The sequence below is a fragment of the Variovorax sp. CF079 genome (assembly GCF_900101545.1).
In the GTDB taxonomy this organism is placed as follows: Bacteria; Pseudomonadota; Gammaproteobacteria; order Burkholderiales; family Burkholderiaceae_C; genus Variovorax.
The window spans coordinates 11,877-26,133 of sequence record NZ_FMZU01000010.1 but is presented as its reverse complement, the minus strand read 5'-3'; the positions used below and the strand labels follow the sequence as shown (position 1 = coordinate 26,133).

Genomic DNA, 14,257 nt, shown 5'->3' with positions numbered 1-14,257 from the left:
CCGAACGGGCTTCGCTTCGCTTGCCGCTGAATTTCGGTGCGGCTCACGCAATCCATCACAAACCAACCCTGGAGCACACGCATGACCGACACCCTGATCAAGGTCGACCTCACCCAGTCGCCCACCGAGAACGAGTTGATCCACAACCGCTGGCATCCGGACATCCCGATGGCCTGCTGGGTCAACCCGGGCGACGACTTCATCCTCGAGACCTTCGACTGGACCGGCGGCTTCATCAAGAACGACGACAGCGCCGACGATGTGCGCGACATCGACCTGAGCACCGTGCACTACCTCTCGGGCCCGGTGGGCGTGAAGGGCGCCGAGCCCGGCGACCTGCTGGTGGTGGACCTGCTGGACATCGGCGCCAAGCAAGACAGCCTCTGGGGTTTCAACGGCTTCTTCTCGAAGAAGAACGGCGGCGGCTTCCTCACCGACCATTTCCCCGAAGCACAAAAGTCGATCTGGGACTTCAAGGGCATGTTCACCAGCTCGCGCCATGTGCCGGGCGTCAACTTCGCGGGCCTGATCCACCCGGGCCTGATCGGCTGCCTGCCGGACAAGCCGATGCTGGACATGTGGAACAAGCGCGAGATCGACTTGATCGCGACCGACCCGGAGCGCGTGCCGGGCCTGGCCAACCCGCCCTTCGCCGCCACCGCCCACATGGGCAAGATGACGGGCGAGGCGAGGGCCAAGGCCGCCGCCGAGGGCGCGCGCACCGTGCCGCCGCGCGAGCATGGCGGCAACTGCGACATCAAGGATCTGTCGCGCGGCTCCAAGGTCTTCTTCCCGGTGTACGTGGATGGTGCGGGCCTTTCGGTGGGCGACCTGCACTTCAGTCAGGGCGACGGCGAGATCACCTTCTGCGGCGCGATCGAGATGGCCGGCTGGGTGCACATGAAGGTCAGCCTGATCAAGGGCGGCATGGCCAAGTACGGCATCAAGAACCCGATCTTCAAGCCCAGCCCGATCACGCCGAGCTACAACGACTACCTGATCTTCGAGGGCATCTCGGTCGACGAGGCCGGCAAGCAGTACTACCTGGACGTGCACATCGCCTACCGCCAGGCCTGCCTGAACGCCATCGAGTACCTGAAGAAGTTCGGCTATTCGGGCGCGCAGGCCTATTCGATCCTCGGCACCGCGCCGGTGCAGGGCCACATCAGCGGCGTGGTCGACGTGCCCAACGCCTGCGCCACGCTCTGGCTGCCGACGCAGATCTTCGACTTCGACATCAATCCGAACGCGGCAGGACCGACGAAGATGATCGACGGCTCGATCGACATGCCGCTGTCGCACGACCTGCGCTGAGGCGGGCGGAATCGATGCCCACCTACGATTACGCCTGCAGCCGCTGCGGCGGCTTCGACGCCTTTCGCCCGCTGGCGGCACGCAACGAGCCTGCGGCCTGCCCGCATTGCGGCGAGGCCTCGCCGCGCGTGTTCGCGAATGCGCCACAGCTGGCTCTGATGGCCGGCAGCACGCGGCGTGCGATCGAGACCAACGAACGCGCCTCGCACGAACCGCGAAGCTCGCGCGACTACGCGCGACTCAGGCACCCGGCCGGCTGTGGCTGCTGCTCGAGCGCGCGCTCAGGCGCCACGGTGAAGGCACCGAACGGCGCCAAGACCTTTCCCTCGAAGCGGCCCTGGATGATCAGTCACTGAAGCGCTTCACTCGGGCGCCAGCCTGAAGCTGGTCTTCAGGCCACCGACCGCCGACGGTCCGACCCACAGGTCGAAGTTGCCGGGCTCCACCGTGGGCTGCAGGTCCTGGCCGATGAACATCAGGTCGGCGCGCGAGAGCGTGAACTCGACCGCCATCGTCTGGCCCGCTGGCACGCGCACCTTGCGGAAGCTCTTGAGCTCCCGCACCGGCCGCGTGACGCTGGCGGCGCGGTTGCCGATGTAGAGCTGCACCACTTCCTCGGCCTCGCGCTTACCGGTGTTGGTGATGCGCGCGCGCACGGTCAGCGTGCCGTCCCAGGCCATGCGGCCCGGGCTACTCAGTTCCAGGCCCTCGTAGCGCACGCGTGCATAGCCCAGCCCGTGGCCGAAGGGGAACAGCGCATCGTTGCTCGCGTCCAGGTAGCGTGCCTTGTAGAAGGTGGCCGGCGCATCGGCGAGCTGCGGCCGGCCGGTGCGCTTGTGGCTGTAGTAGTAGGGCACCTGGCCCGGCGTCTGCGGAAAACTCACCGGCAGCCGGCCCGAGGGATTGACGTCGCCGAACAGCACGTCGGCGATGGCCGGCCCGGTCTGCGAACCGAGGAACCAGGTGACCAGGATCGCGCGCGCATTGCGCACCGCGCCCCTGAGCGCCAGCGCGCGGCCGTTGCGCAGCAGCACGACCACCGGCTTGCCGGTGGCTGCGACAGCGTCGGCGAGCTCCTGCTGCGCCCGCGGGATCTCGATGTCGCTTCGCGAACGGGCCTCGCCCGACATTTGCTCGTTCTCGCCGATCGAAAGCACCACGACGTCGGCCTCGCGCGCCGCAGCGACTGCCGCGTCGATACCGCCCGCGATCGGCGCATCGACGTCCGAGCCGCGCACCACCGTGAGCAGTTCGGGCGAGGCGAGCGAATTGCGGATCGCCTCCTCGATGCCGGCCGGCGACGCCTGGCCGGGAAAGACCATCCAGGGCCCGAACAGGTCGGAGGCACCGGCAAAGGGGCCGATGAGCGCGACGCGTTGCCCCGACTTCGACAGCGGCAGCACGTCGCCGTCGTTTCTGAGCATCACGATCGAGCGTCCGGCAGCATCGCGCGCCAGCGCCTGGTGCGCGGAACTGTCGAAGCGCGGGCCGGCCGCGTCTTCGAGCCCGCGGAAGGGCTGGTCGAACAGGCCCAGCCGCAGCTTGATCCGCAGCACGCGGCGCACCGCGTCGTCGAGGCGGGACATCGGCACTTCGCCCGAAGCCACCAGGCCGGGGAGGTGCTGCATGTACAGGCCGCTCTGCATGCTGACGTCGGTGCCCGCGAGGAAGGCGCGCTTGGCGGCTTCGCGCCCGTCGGCCGCGAAGCCGTGCGCGATGAGTTCCTCGTCGGCGGTGTAGTCGGAAACGACGAAGCCCTGGAAGCCCCATTCGCCGCGCAGCACGCCGGTCAGCAGGTTGCGGTTGGCGTTCGAGGGGATGCCGCCGATCTCGTTGAAGGCGCTCATGATCGACAGCGCACCGGCATCGATGGCCGAGCGAAAGGGCGGCAGGTAGACCTCGCGCAGCGTGCGCTCCGAGAGATCGACCGTGTTGTAGTCGAGCCCGCCCTCGGCCGCGCCGTAGCCGGCGAAGTGCTTGGGCGTGGCCAGCATCGCATCGGCGCGCCCGAGGTCCTTGCCCTGGAAGCCGCGCACCCGCGCGGCCGCGAACTGGCGGCCCAGGTAGACGTCTTCGCCGGCGCCCTCGACGCCGCGGCCCCAGCGCGCGTCGCGCGCGATGTCGACCATCGGCGCGAAGGTCCAGCGGAAGCCGTCGGCCGTGGCCTCGACGGCGGATGCATGCGCCGTGCGTTCGGCCAGGGCCGGCTCCCAGCTGGCCGCCTCCGCGAGCGGCACCGGGAACACGGTGCGGAAGCCGTGGATGACGTCGGCGCCGAAGAGAAGCGGGATGCCCAGGCGCGACTCGTTGACCGCCGCCTGCTGCGCCCGGCGCTTGCCTTCGAGGCCCGCGTTGTTGAAGAGGCCGGTCACGCGGCCGGCGCGGATGTCGGCCAGCTGCTGCTCCTGGCTCTGGCGCGCGGCCTGCGGATTGGCCACGATGTCGATGCCCGCGGGCGCGTAGAGGCTCAGCTGGCCGACTTTTTCTTCCACCGTCATGCGCACGATGAGGGACTCGACGCGCGCAATCGACATCGGGGTCAATCCGCCGGGCGTGGGGCCCGTGGCGCAACCGGTGATGCAGGCGAGAAGGAAGAGGAGGGCGAAGACGAGGCGGGGGAATCTGCAGACGCTCATTGCCCGCATTTTCGCGTGAGCCGAATGGCTCGGAAAATCGTCGGGCTCTCGGGCCCCCGGCTGTCCCTACGTCAATCAACGTATTCGCCGCCGTCCGCCGGCTTCGCAGAATGGATCGCATCCATGGCCACAGACAAGGACCGATCATGATTCACGGCGATATTTCGAGCAGCAAGGACACCGTCGGCGTCGCGGTCGTCAACTACAAGATGCCGCGTCTGCACACGCGCGCCGAGGTGCTGGAGAACGCGAAGGCGATCGCGAAGATGGTGGAGGGCATGAAGACCGGCCTGCCGGGGCTGGACCTGGTGATCTTTCCCGAATACAGCACGCACGGGATCATGTACGACAGCACCGAGATGTACGAGAACGCGGCCACGGTGCCGGGCGCCGAGACCGAGATCTTCGCCGCCGCCTGCCGCAAGGCCAAGGTGTGGGGCGTGTTCTCGCTCACCGGCGAGCGCCACGAGGAGCATCCGAAGAAGGCGCCCTACAACACGCTGATCCTCATGAACGACCAGGGCGAGATCGTCCAGAAGTACCGCAAGATCATGCCCTGGGTGCCGATCGAGGGCTGGTACCCGGGCAACAGCACCTACGTGAGCGAGGGTCCCAAGGGCCTGAAGGTCAGCCTCATCATCTGCGACGACGGCAACTACCCCGAGATCTGGCGCGATTGCGCGATGAAGGGGGCAGAACTCATCGTGCGTTGCCAGGGCTACATGTACCCGGCCAAGGAACAGCAGATCCTGATCTCGAAGGCGATGGCCTTCGCCAACAACACCTATGTGGCGGTGGCCAATGCATCCGGCTTCGACGGCGTGTACTCGTACTTCGGCCACTCGGCGATCATCGGCTTCGACGGCCGCACGCTCGGCGAGTGCGGCGAAGAGGAAATGGGCGTGCAGTACGCCGCGCTGTCGAAAAGCCTGATCCGCGACTTCCGCAAGAACGGCCAGTCGGAGAACCACCTGTTCAAGCTGCTGCATCGCGGCTACACCGGCATCCTCAATTCGCACGAAGGCGACAAGGGCGTGGCCGACTGCCCCTACGACTTCTACGCGCAATGGATCGCCGACCCGCAGGCCACGCGCGAGAGGGTCGAGGCACTCACGCGCTCCACGGTCGGCACCGCCGAAGCGCCGATCGACGGCATTCCCAACGAGGAGACCGCCAACCTCTATCGCTGAAGACACGCTGCCGGCGCGGGCACAATCCGCGCCATGAGGCAATGGTTGCGTACGCAGGGCGGCTGGTGGCTTGCATGGCTGCTGCTCGCCGGCGCCGGTGCGGTCTGGATCGCGCGCGCCGAACTCCGGCAGCTCCATGAGGAGTTCGAGGCCAACGGGCGCATCGCGCACCGCCTCATGAGCCAGCAGGTGGTGCAGTACGACGCGGTACTGGCCACGCTCGCATTGCTGGAAACCGCGCCGGACGGGGCCCGCTCGGAGCAGCGCCTGCCGTCCGTCTACCCCTCGATCCTCGGCGTGCAGCGGCGCGATGCCGGCGCGGCCTGGGCCGACCCTCCGTTGGCGGCGGCCGAGGCGAAGTCGCGCGAACTGCGGCGCCCCGAGCTTGCAGCGCAGGACTTCGCGAACGGCCGCTACCGGCTCGTGATCGGCGCCGAGCCGACCAGCTATGCGCTCGACATCGACCTCGCGAGCACCGTGCCCTGGCGCGACTGGCCGATGGACCCGAAGCAGAGCCCGGTGCGCGTGGTGCTCGAGCATGCGGGCCAGCAGTTCGTGCTGCAGGCCGGACAGCCCGCGGCCTCGCAGGGCTGGCCCTTCAGCTTCCGCAAGGTGCTGGCCTCAGAAAGCCAGGCCTTCGACCTGGCGGCGCAGCGCCAGGTCTCATGGCGCGAACTGCCCTGGGCCTGGATGGCCGCCTGGGCGCTCGCGATGGCGGTGGTGCTGGCCGGCAGCTACGCGTTGCGGCGCCAGCGCATCGAGCGGCGGCGTGCCGAAGAGCTGCTGCGGCTCGGCCAGGTCGCGCGCCTCAATGCGCTCGGCGAGCTCGCGGCGGGCATGGCGCACGAGCTCAACCAGCCGTTGACCGCGGTGCTCGCCAACACGCAGGCCGCGCGCCGGCTGCTCGACGACGACCCGCCCGAGCTCGACACCGCACGCGCGGCGATGAAGCAGGCCGCCGAACAGGCGCGCCGTGCCGCCGACGTGGTGGCGCGCCTGCGCCGCGTGATCGAGCGCCCCGGGCATGCGACCGAGGCCAGGCCGGTGATCCTGCAGGAGGTGGTGCGCAACGGGCTGCACCTGCTCGGCCCGGAATTCGACAGGCGCGCGATCGCGCCGGCCTTCGACGGTGCCGCACAGGCGCCGGTGAGCGTACGGGCCGAGCCGGTGGCACTGGAGCAGATCGTCCACAACCTGCTGATGAACGCGCTGCAGGCGCTCGAAGAACTGCCGGCCGGCGAGCGGCAACTGCGGCTCACCGTGGTTCGCAACGGCGCATACGGTGTGTTGACTGTGAGCGACAACGGGCGCGGCATTGCGCCGGAGATCCTGCCGCGCATCTTCGAGCCCTTCTTCAGCACGCGCGAAGGCGGCCTGGGACTGGGCCTGAGCTTGTGCCAGACCTTGGCCGAGAGCGTGGGCGGCACGCTGGCCGTGGAAGCGGCCGCGCCGCGCGGTGCCCGCTTCACGCTGCGCTTGCCGCTTTCGTCATGAACGAGCCGCTTTCTCCGCTCATCCACCTGATCGACGACGACCTCGCCGTGCGCGAGAGCCTGGCCCTGCTGATCGGCACGGTGGGCCTGCGCACGCAAGGCTGGGCGGATCCGCAGGCCTTCCTCGAGGGCTTCGACCGCGGCGGCATCGGCGCCATCGTGCTCGACGTGCGCATGCCCGGCATCGGCGGCCTCGCGCTGCTCGAAACGCTGATCGCCCAGGGCGTCGACCAGCCGGTGATCATGCTCACCGGCCACGGCACGGTCGAGATGTGCCGGCGCGCCTTCAAGGCCGGCGCGGCGGAGTTCCTCGAGAAGCCGGTTGACGACGAACAGCTGCTCGAGGCGCTGCAGCACGCGGTGCGCCAGCACATCCGCTCGCGCGAACGGGCGCAGGCCGACCAGGCGGCGCGCGAGCGCCATGCCCAGCTCTCCGAACGCGAGCGCGAGGTGCTGGGCTTCATCGTGGCCGGACTCACCAACAAGGAGATCGCGCGTGCGCTCGCGTTGTCGCCGCGCACGGTCGAGACGCATCGCGCCAACCTGTTCGCCAAGCTCGGCTGCGATTCGCTGGCGCAGCTGATCCGGCGCTACGCAGCGCTCGTCGACAGCACTCCGTAGTTCTACGGAGCGGCCGGCGTAGCCGTACGAATGTTCCTTCGAAGGGCCTGTTTCTACAGTTGCGTTGCGGCCGGCAAGGCGCCGGCGCAAATCGATCAACCCCTTTCGGAGACCTACATGCATTCGACCCTTCGCCTCGGCAGCCTCGCCGTCCTGCTCGCCGCTTCCGCGATGAGCGCCCAGGCCCAAGCCCAGACGCCGAGCCCCGCCGTCCGCAGCGAAAAGAACATCTCGCTCGAACTTGCGAACCAGCTCGCCGCGGCGACCGTGGCAGCCTGCGCGGCCAACGGCTATTCGGTGGCGGCCACGGTGGTCGATCGCGCCGGCGTGGTGCGCGCGGTGCAGCGCGCCGACAACGCGGGCTCGCACACCGTGGGCGCCAGCGAGCGCAAGGCCTGGACCTCGGCTTCGGCCAAGGCGCCGACGCTGGCGATGATGGAGAACGCACAGAAGAACCCCGGCGCGGCCAACCTGGTGAACATCCCCGGCTTCCTGCTGCTCGGCGGCGGCGTGCCGATCAAGGCCGGCAACGAAGTCATCGGCGCCGTGGGTGTCGGTGGCGCGCCGGGTGGTCACCTGGACGAGCAGTGCGCCAACGCGGGGATCGAGAAGGTCAAGGCGCAGTTGGGCTGAAGGCGATGAAGGCCGTCCTTGTCTTCGCTGCGCTCGTGCTGACCGCGGGCGGCCTGGCCGCGCCTGCGGCGGCGCAGATGTCGCCGGCCGCCGCAGAGGTGCTGGCCTATGAAGGCTTGCACCAGGCGGCGTGGCGCGGCGACCTGCCGCGGCTGAAAGCGCTCATCGAGGGCGGCGCCGCTCTCGATGCGCGCGACAGTCGCGGCCACACGCCCTTGCACGTGGCGACGCATGCGCGCCAGCGCGAGGCGATCCGCATGCTGGCCAAGGCCGGCGCGAGGCTCGACGAAAAGCTCAAGGCCGCGGGCGCAAAGTAGGGGCCTGCGAACGGGCCCCCGGCTCGGGGACAATCGGGCGATCCTCGATGCAGGGCCGCTCCATGTACATGCCACCCCAGTTCAATTCGCAAGACCGTGCCATCGCCGCGGAACTCATGCGCGCGCATCCTTTCGCCAGCCTGATCTCGACCGACGACGACGGGCTGCCCTACGTCTCGCACCTGCCGCTGGTGCTCGACGACCGCGGGGAGGGCGGCTTCGCACTCTTCGGCCATTGCGCCAAGCCCAATCCGCACTGGCGCTACCTGCAGGCGCGGCCGCAGGCGCTGGTGAGTTTCCTGGGGCCGCATGCCTACATGTCGCCCTCGGTCTACCCCGACCTCGCGCGCGTGCCGACCTGGAACTACCTGGCGGTGCATTGCACGGTCCAGGCCGAGCTGATCGAGACGCCGGCTGAAAAAGATGCGCTGCTCAAGCGCTTGATCGGCCAGCACGAGCCGGCCTACGCCCAGCAGTGGCGCGAACTCGGTGAGGAGTTCCAGAACAAGATGCTGAACGGCATCGTCGGCTTCGAGCTGCAGGTGACGGCATTGCAGTGCAAGGTCAAGCTCAACCAGCACCGGCGCGAATCGCATGCCGCCATGCACGCGCGCTACAGCGAGGGCACGCCCGACGAACAGGCGCTGGCCGCGTGGATGCAGCGGCTCGGCATGAAGACCGGCGCGGCGCAGACGGAGGAAGGCTGAGATGCGCGCCCTCGGCTTGATTGGCCTGGTGCTCGCGCTCGCCATCGTCGGGCTGCTGGCCAGGAAGCAGATGGGCGGCGTCGCGGGCGCACCGGCCGCCGACGCACGCACGCAAAGCCAGCAGGTCCAAGAGCAGTTCAAGCAATCGCTGGACGCCGCGATGCAGCAGCCGCGCCCCCTGACCGATGACAAATGACGCGCACTGGATGCAGCTCGCGCTGGCCGAAGCGCGGCTGGCGGCCGAGGCCGGCGAAGTGCCGGTGGGCGCGGTGCTCGTGAAGGACGGCCGGCTCGTCGCCAGCGGACGCAACGCGCCGGTCGCGCAGCACGACCCCAGCGCGCATGCCGAAATGAACGCGCTGCGCGCGGGCGGTACGGCGCTCGGTAACTATCGCCTCGACGGCTGCGAGCTCTATGTGACGCTCGAACCCTGCGCCATGTGCGCCGGCGCGATGCTGCATGCGCGCCTGGCCCGCGTCGTGTTCGGCGCGGCCGATCCGAAGACCGGTGCCGCGGGATCGGTACTCGACCTGTTCGCGCAGAGCCAACTCAACCATCGCACGCACGTGCAGGGCGGCGTGCTTGCAGCGGAATGCGGCGATCTGCTGCAGGATTTCTTCAAGGGCCGCCGCAGCGCGGCGCGCGAAGCGGCCGAACCCCTGCGCGACGATGCCTTGCGCACGCCGGTCGAACGCTTCGGCGCGCTCGCCGGCTACAGCTTCGCGCCGAACTACCTGAGCGATCTGCCGAGTCTGCAGGGCTGGCGCATGCACTACCTGGACGAAGGGCCGAGTGGCGCCGCTTGCACCTGCCTCTGCCTGCACGGACCGGGCGAATGGAGCTACTTCTTCCGCCATCTCGCGGCCTTGCAGACGCTGCGCGTGCTGGCGCCCGACCTGATCGGCTTCGGCCAAAGCGACAAGCCCAAACGGGAGGCCGTGCACCAATGGGCCTGGCATCGCGACGTGCTGCTCGAATGGCTGGAGCGCCTGCAGCCCGGCCCGCTGGTCCTGGTGCACAGCGCCGGCGCTTCCGAACTCGCGTCGCTGCTGCGCGCTGCCATGCCCGCGCGCTTTCCCTTGGCGCTGCTGGCGCCCGACGCCGGCGAGCCCGTGGCCGACGCATGGCGCGCGCCCTTTCCCGACCGCGGATACGAAGCCGCATTGCGTGTCCTGGGCCCGACTCCGCGGGGCGTCTCGGGCCCTGACGCAGCACAGGCGTCCCGGCTGGCACAGGAGGCAATGGGATACTTCGCCCCGTGACAAAGAAACACATCTACATCTACTCGCCCTCCAGCGCGGTTCGCAACAAGGCCGCATTCCGGCGCGGCGTGAAGCGCCTGCAGGCGCTGGGCCATGAAGTCGAACTGGACGAAGCCGCGCTCGACAGCCATCAGCGCTTTGCCGGCGACGATGCCACCCGCCTGGCCGCCATCGCGCGCGCCGCGGGCAGCCGCGCCGACGTGGCGCTGATCTCGCGCGGCGGCTATGGGCTCACGCGCATCCTCGATGCCATCCCCTACAAGGCCGTGACCCGCGCGATCGAGCGCGGCACCGAGTTCGTGGGACTCAGCGATTTCACGGCCCTGCAGAACGCGCTTCTCGTGAAAACCGGCGCCGTGAGCTGGGCCGGCCCCGCGCTCGGCGAGGACTTCGGCGCCGAGGATGGCGCCGACGACATCATGGAAGCCTGCTTCGACGATCTGCTGAGCGGGCGGGGCGAGGGCACAGGCTGGCGCATGCCGGCGCGCGATGCCGCGGCGATGCCGGGCTTTCGCGGCATTCACGATGCGGTGCTGTGGGGCGGCAATCTCTGCGTGCTCACCAGCCTGCTGGGCACGCCGTACTTTCCCCAGATCGACAAGGGCGTGCTTTTCTTCGAAGACGTGAACGAGCATCCCTACCGCGTCGAACGCATGCTCGACCAGTTGCGCCACGCGGGCGTGCTGGGCCGTCAGAAGGCGGTGATCTTCGGGCAGTTCACCGGCGCCAAGAAAGTGCCGCACGATCGCGGCTTCAGCATGCAGACCGTCGTTTCACGGCTGCGCGAACTGATCAAGGTGCCGGTGCTGGCGGGCCTGCCCTTCGGTCATGTGCCGACGAAGGTGCTGTTGCCCGTGGGGGCCAAGGTGGAACTGGCGGCAGACGCACGCGACGTCTTCATGGTGTGGGGACACCGGCACGCGCATTGAAAAAAGAAAAAGGCTGCTATGCAACAGCCCTTCAGGTGGTGATGCGGTGGTGCGGTCTGGGCCCCATCGCGCCGGGCAGGCCGCCCTTGAACAGGCGGTTGATCTGTCTCATCTGGCGGCGGGCGGCGACCTCGCCATCGATCGCGCTCAGCGCGGTCAGCACGTCCTGGCGCAGGTACCAGAGCGCCTCGAGATCGCCGGCAAAGCGAACGCGCTGGGCAACCCGCTGAACGGAATGGCCGCCGTGGACTTGCAGCAGCGACAGCATCGCAGTACGGATCTGGCCCATCTGACGGTCCGCCGAGCGGCGCAAGCCGAGGCTCGGGAGCGACAGAAAGCGGAAGAAACTGCTGAGTGACACCATGAAAGACGAAGGCGTTTTGCCGGAGGCCTTGAGGGTTGCTACGTTAAAGCCGCGCAGGACGCCACACAAGTGTGGAAACATCATTTCATGTTCAAAAACAACATACTTCACGAATCAGTTCATGCACTGGTCGAAGAATTGATACCTAAGTTCTACCTGGCGAGTGAAATGAGCGCCAAGCGCCTGTATCGAAATGAAAAAGCAACAGGCGCAGCGGCTTCCCGGTCGATTTGACACGCTGAAAGGGCGTTTTTCTGATGCTTTGCCATAATCCCTCGGCGAGAGCTACCAAAAATTGCACACGATGAGCGCCCACCCCACTGTCGTTTTTGCTGACCTGACGGGGAGCACCCGGGTCTTCGAGGCCATGGGGAATGCACGTGCAACCGACACTGTCACAAGACTGATTCAGTGGATCGGGGGTGTTTGCGAGGCGCACGGCGGCCGCGTCGTGAAATCGCTGGGCGATGGCGTCTTTGCGATATTCGCCAATGGTGCGACCGCCACCCGGGCCGTGCTGGAACTCCAGCGCAACCACCAGAAGCGGCTTCAGACCTGGCCCGCACCGCTCAGGATGGAGCTTCAGATCGGCGTGGCGAGCGGCGAGGTGGTCGAAGTCGACGGCGACTGCTATGGCGACGCGGTCAACCTGGCTTCGCGGCTCAGCGATCTGGCCGGCCCGAGCCAGATCTGGGCCACGGAATCGGTCATCGACGAATTGGTGGGCGGCGAGGTACGCCACCGCAGCCTCGGCCCCATCAACATCCGCGGCAAGAACGAGATGCCGATCGTCCACCGTATCGATTGGCAGGACGAGGTCTCGGAGTTCCTCACGATGCCGGCCTCCCTGGCGCCGCCGGCGCGAGGCGCCGATTCGTCCTTCGGGCAGATCGAACTCGCATGGCTGGACGTGCGCTCGATGTTTCGCGCCGCGGAGCTGCCTATCCATCTGGGGCGCGTCGACGAAGCCCAGTTCGTGGTCAACGATCCGCGCGTGTCGCGGCTGCACGCGCGCATCGAAGCGCGGCAGGGCAGTTGCGTGCTGGTCGACGTCAGCACCTACGGCACCTGGGTCCGCTTTCACGGCACGGCCGGCGCCAGCGGCGAGATCGCGCTGCGGCGCGACGAATGCGTGCTGCACGGCAGCGGCGAAATCGGGCTCGGTGCACCCTTGAGCGACTTCAGCGCACCGACCATCTCGTTCAACACCACCGGCGGCAACGTGTTGCTGGCGCGCCGCGACCTGCGGTAGGGCCTGTTAACAGGCCCTAAACCCCTGCCGGCATCGCGCCGCGCGCGAATCTTCTTGGCATTGCCGGCGAGTGCGTCCACCATGGCGCCTCTTTCTCCGCCGCACCATGCTGCCGCCCTTCGATCCCTGGCTCACGAGCTTTGTCGCCGCCGACGTGGCCGTGGCCTCGCATGCGAGCGCAGAGGCGCTGGCCGGCCTGCGGGCGCGGCGTCTGGCCGATCTGCTGAGGTCCGCAGCGCGCGGATCGGCGCTGTACCGCAAGCTGCTCGCAGGCCGCGATCCGGCGCGCCTGCGCCTCGAAGAGCTGCCGATTGCGCAGAAGGCCGAATTGATGCGCCGGTTCGATGACTGGGTCACCGATCCCGCGCTGCGGCTCGATGCGCTGCGCCGCTTCGCCTCCGACCGCTCTCGCATCGCGGACCCTTTCCTCGGCCGCTACGTGGTGTGGGAGAGCTCGGGCAGCAGCGGCGAGCCGGCCATCTTCGTGCAGGACGCCCGGGCGATGGCGGTGTACGACGCGCTCGAATTTTGGCGGCGGCCGGTGCTGCGGCCGCTTCAGCGGATGATGGACCCGTGGTCCGTCGGCGAAGGCATCGCCTTTGTCGGTGCGACCTGCGGCCACTTCGCCAGCACGGTGTCGATCGAGCGGCTGCGGCGGCTGAATCCTGCGCTGGCCGGCAGCCTCCGCAGCATCTCGTTCCTGCAGCCCGCCGGCAAGCTGGTGGCAGAACTGAATGCATTGGCACCCGCTGTCATCGCCACCTATCCGAGCGTGGCCGTGCTGCTGGCGGAGGAGCGCCTTGCCGGCCGGCTCGAGACGGCGCCGCGCGAGCTGTGGACCGGCGGCGAAGACCTCTCGACGGCGACGCGCGATTTCCTGCAACAGGCCCTGGGCTGCCGGGTGGTCGATAGCTACGGCGCCTCGGAGTTCCTGACGCTCGCCGCCGAATGCCGTTGCGGCAGCCTGCATCTGAACTGCGACTGGGCGATCCTCGAATCGGTCGACGAAGGTGGCCGCCAGGTGCCCGCCGGTGAGGCCGGCGCGACCACCTTGCTGACCAACCTCGCGAACCATGTGCAGCCGCTGATCCGCTACGACCTGGGCGACCGCGTCACGCAGCGCGCTTCGGCTTGCGCCTGCGGCTCCCATCATCCGGTGATCGAGGTTCAGGGCCGCAACGACGACACGCTGCGGCTTGGCCGCCCCGGTGCGCGGATGGTGCGCATCCTGCCGCTGGCCGTGAGCACGGTGCTGGAAGACGATGCGGGCCTGTTCGACTTCCAGCTCGAGCAGCAGGGGCCTTGCGACCTGCTGCTGCGCACGGGCTTGCACGGCAAGGCGGCGGACACGAGCTTGCGGCGGGCCCGGGCGGCGCTCTCCGCCTTTCTGGTGCGGCAAGGCGCGGCCGGCGTGCACATCCACTGCCGAAGCGGCGAGACGGGACGCCGCGGCCGCAGCGGCAAGGTGCAGCGGGTGGTCGGCGCGCATGCTTGAAGCACGGGGCGGCATCCACTAGGCTTGGTCCACGCACAACATGG

General features: G+C 68.5%; 16 protein-coding genes. 14 read left to right on the top strand and 2 right to left on the bottom strand.

Going from position 1 to position 14,257, the window contains the following annotated elements:
- Positions 1–81 precede the first annotated feature (81 nt).
- The gene (fmdA, locus tag BLS74_RS14690) at positions 82–1,314 is read left to right on the top strand and encodes a formamidase (protein WP_093107427.1); all 1,233 of its coding nucleotides are present in this window, start codon (positions 82–84) and stop codon (positions 1,312–1,314) included.
- Positions 1,315–1,328: 14 nt separating this feature from the next.
- On the top strand, positions 1,329–1,670 hold the full coding sequence (locus tag BLS74_RS14685) for a zinc ribbon domain-containing protein (RefSeq protein ID WP_093107425.1): 342 nt from the start codon (positions 1,329–1,331) through the stop codon (positions 1,668–1,670).
- A 6-nt stretch (positions 1,671–1,676) separates the two neighbouring features.
- Here the strand turns inward: BLS74_RS14685 and bglX are convergent, their stop codons facing one another.
- The gene (gene bglX, locus BLS74_RS14680) at positions 1,677–3,848 is read right to left on the bottom strand and encodes a beta-glucosidase BglX (RefSeq protein WP_244503880.1); all 2,172 of its coding nucleotides are present in this window, start codon (positions 3,846–3,848) and stop codon (positions 1,677–1,679) included.
- Between the two features lie 248 nt (positions 3,849–4,096).
- Between bglX and BLS74_RS14675 the strand changes: the two genes are divergently transcribed.
- The 9 genes from BLS74_RS14675 to BLS74_RS14635 all read left to right on the top strand — a co-directional run bounded on the left by BLS74_RS14675 (position 4,097) and on the right by BLS74_RS14635 (position 11,102).
- Positions 4,097–5,140 (top strand): aliphatic amidase, encoded by a 1,044-nt coding sequence (locus BLS74_RS14675; RefSeq protein ID WP_093107421.1) that lies wholly within the window; start codon positions 4,097–4,099, stop codon positions 5,138–5,140.
- A 33-nt stretch (positions 5,141–5,173) separates the two neighbouring features.
- Complete coding sequence (locus BLS74_RS14670; protein ID WP_093107419.1) at positions 5,174–6,634, top strand: sensor histidine kinase; 1,461 nt, start codon at positions 5,174–5,176, stop codon at positions 6,632–6,634.
- Positions 6,631–7,254, top strand: a complete 624-nt coding sequence (locus tag BLS74_RS14665; RefSeq protein ID WP_093107417.1) for a response regulator transcription factor — start codon at positions 6,631–6,633, stop codon at positions 7,252–7,254. The genes BLS74_RS14670 and BLS74_RS14665 overlap by 4 nt, the downstream gene beginning before the upstream one ends.
- A 117-nt stretch (positions 7,255–7,371) precedes the next feature.
- Positions 7,372–7,887, top strand: a complete 516-nt coding sequence (locus tag BLS74_RS14660) for a GlcG/HbpS family heme-binding protein (RefSeq protein WP_093107832.1) — start codon at positions 7,372–7,374, stop codon at positions 7,885–7,887.
- 5 nt (positions 7,888–7,892) lie between these two features.
- Positions 7,893–8,204: an ankyrin repeat domain-containing protein gene (locus tag BLS74_RS14655; RefSeq protein ID WP_139191691.1), complete on the top strand. Its 312-nt coding sequence runs from the start codon at positions 7,893–7,895 to the stop codon at positions 8,202–8,204.
- A gap of 62 nt (positions 8,205–8,266) precedes the next feature.
- Positions 8,267–8,911, top strand: a complete 645-nt coding sequence (locus tag BLS74_RS14650) for an FMN-binding negative transcriptional regulator (protein ID WP_093107415.1) — start codon at positions 8,267–8,269, stop codon at positions 8,909–8,911.
- A 1-nt stretch (position 8,912) separates the two neighbouring features.
- Positions 8,913–9,107: a hypothetical protein gene (locus BLS74_RS14645; RefSeq protein ID WP_093107413.1), complete on the top strand. Its 195-nt coding sequence runs from the start codon at positions 8,913–8,915 to the stop codon at positions 9,105–9,107.
- On the top strand, positions 9,097–10,173 hold the full coding sequence (tadA, locus tag BLS74_RS14640; protein ID WP_093107411.1) for a tRNA adenosine(34) deaminase TadA: 1,077 nt from the start codon (positions 9,097–9,099) through the stop codon (positions 10,171–10,173). Before BLS74_RS14645 ends, tadA begins: the two co-directional genes overlap by 11 nt.
- Positions 10,170–11,102: an LD-carboxypeptidase gene (locus BLS74_RS14635; RefSeq protein ID WP_093107409.1), complete on the top strand. Its 933-nt coding sequence runs from the start codon at positions 10,170–10,172 to the stop codon at positions 11,100–11,102. Before tadA ends, BLS74_RS14635 begins: the two co-directional genes overlap by 4 nt.
- A 31-nt stretch (positions 11,103–11,133) precedes the next feature.
- On the opposite strand, the gene BLS74_RS14630 is transcribed toward BLS74_RS14635, so the two are convergent.
- Entirely contained in the window at positions 11,134–11,550 is a 417-nt protein-coding gene (locus BLS74_RS14630; RefSeq protein WP_244503879.1) for a hypothetical protein, read from the bottom strand.
- A gap of 3 nt (positions 11,551–11,553) precedes the next feature.
- Between BLS74_RS14630 and BLS74_RS34385 the strand changes: the two genes are divergently transcribed.
- The 3 genes from BLS74_RS34385 (at position 11,554) to BLS74_RS14620 (ending at position 14,213) form a co-directional block, all read left to right on the top strand.
- Positions 11,554–11,700 (top strand): hypothetical protein, encoded by a 147-nt coding sequence (locus BLS74_RS34385; RefSeq protein WP_170855605.1) that lies wholly within the window; start codon positions 11,554–11,556, stop codon positions 11,698–11,700.
- A gap of 70 nt (positions 11,701–11,770) precedes the next feature.
- Positions 11,771–12,718 (top strand): adenylate/guanylate cyclase domain-containing protein, encoded by a 948-nt coding sequence (locus tag BLS74_RS14625; protein ID WP_093107405.1) that lies wholly within the window; start codon positions 11,771–11,773, stop codon positions 12,716–12,718.
- A 106-nt stretch (positions 12,719–12,824) separates the two neighbouring features.
- On the top strand, positions 12,825–14,213 hold the full coding sequence (locus BLS74_RS14620; protein ID WP_093107403.1) for a phenylacetate--CoA ligase family protein: 1,389 nt from the start codon (positions 12,825–12,827) through the stop codon (positions 14,211–14,213).
- The last annotated feature ends 44 nt before the right edge of the window (positions 14,214–14,257 follow it).

Coding starts and splice junctions, on each gene's coding strand:
- BLS74_RS14665 (WP_093107417.1), top strand. CDS start 6,631: ATGAACGAGCCGCTTTCTCCGCTCATCCACCTGATCGACGACGACCTC.
- fmdA (WP_093107427.1), top strand. CDS start 82: ATGACCGACACCCTGATCAAGGTCGACCTCACCCAGTCGCCCACCGAG.
- BLS74_RS14620 (WP_093107403.1), top strand. CDS start 12,825: ATGCTGCCGCCCTTCGATCCCTGGCTCACGAGCTTTGTCGCCGCCGAC.
- bglX (WP_244503880.1), bottom strand. CDS start 3,848: ATGTCGATTGCGCGCGTCGAGTCCCTCATCGTGCGCATGACGGTGGAA.
- BLS74_RS14655 (WP_139191691.1), top strand. CDS start 7,893: ATGAAGGCCGTCCTTGTCTTCGCTGCGCTCGTGCTGACCGCGGGCGGC.
- BLS74_RS14675 (WP_093107421.1), top strand. CDS start 4,097: ATGATTCACGGCGATATTTCGAGCAGCAAGGACACCGTCGGCGTCGCG.
- BLS74_RS14625 (WP_093107405.1), top strand. CDS start 11,771: ATGAGCGCCCACCCCACTGTCGTTTTTGCTGACCTGACGGGGAGCACC.
- tadA (WP_093107411.1), top strand. CDS start 9,097: ATGACAAATGACGCGCACTGGATGCAGCTCGCGCTGGCCGAAGCGCGG.
- BLS74_RS14685 (WP_093107425.1), top strand. CDS start 1,329: ATGCCCACCTACGATTACGCCTGCAGCCGCTGCGGCGGCTTCGACGCC.
- BLS74_RS14670 (WP_093107419.1), top strand. CDS start 5,174: ATGAGGCAATGGTTGCGTACGCAGGGCGGCTGGTGGCTTGCATGGCTG.
- BLS74_RS14660 (WP_093107832.1), top strand. CDS start 7,372: ATGCATTCGACCCTTCGCCTCGGCAGCCTCGCCGTCCTGCTCGCCGCT.
- BLS74_RS34385 (WP_170855605.1), top strand. CDS start 11,554: ATGTTCAAAAACAACATACTTCACGAATCAGTTCATGCACTGGTCGAA.
- BLS74_RS14650 (WP_093107415.1), top strand. CDS start 8,267: ATGTACATGCCACCCCAGTTCAATTCGCAAGACCGTGCCATCGCCGCG.
- BLS74_RS14630 (WP_244503879.1), bottom strand. CDS start 11,550: ATGATGTTTCCACACTTGTGTGGCGTCCTGCGCGGCTTTAACGTAGCA.
- BLS74_RS14645 (WP_093107413.1), top strand. CDS start 8,913: ATGCGCGCCCTCGGCTTGATTGGCCTGGTGCTCGCGCTCGCCATCGTC.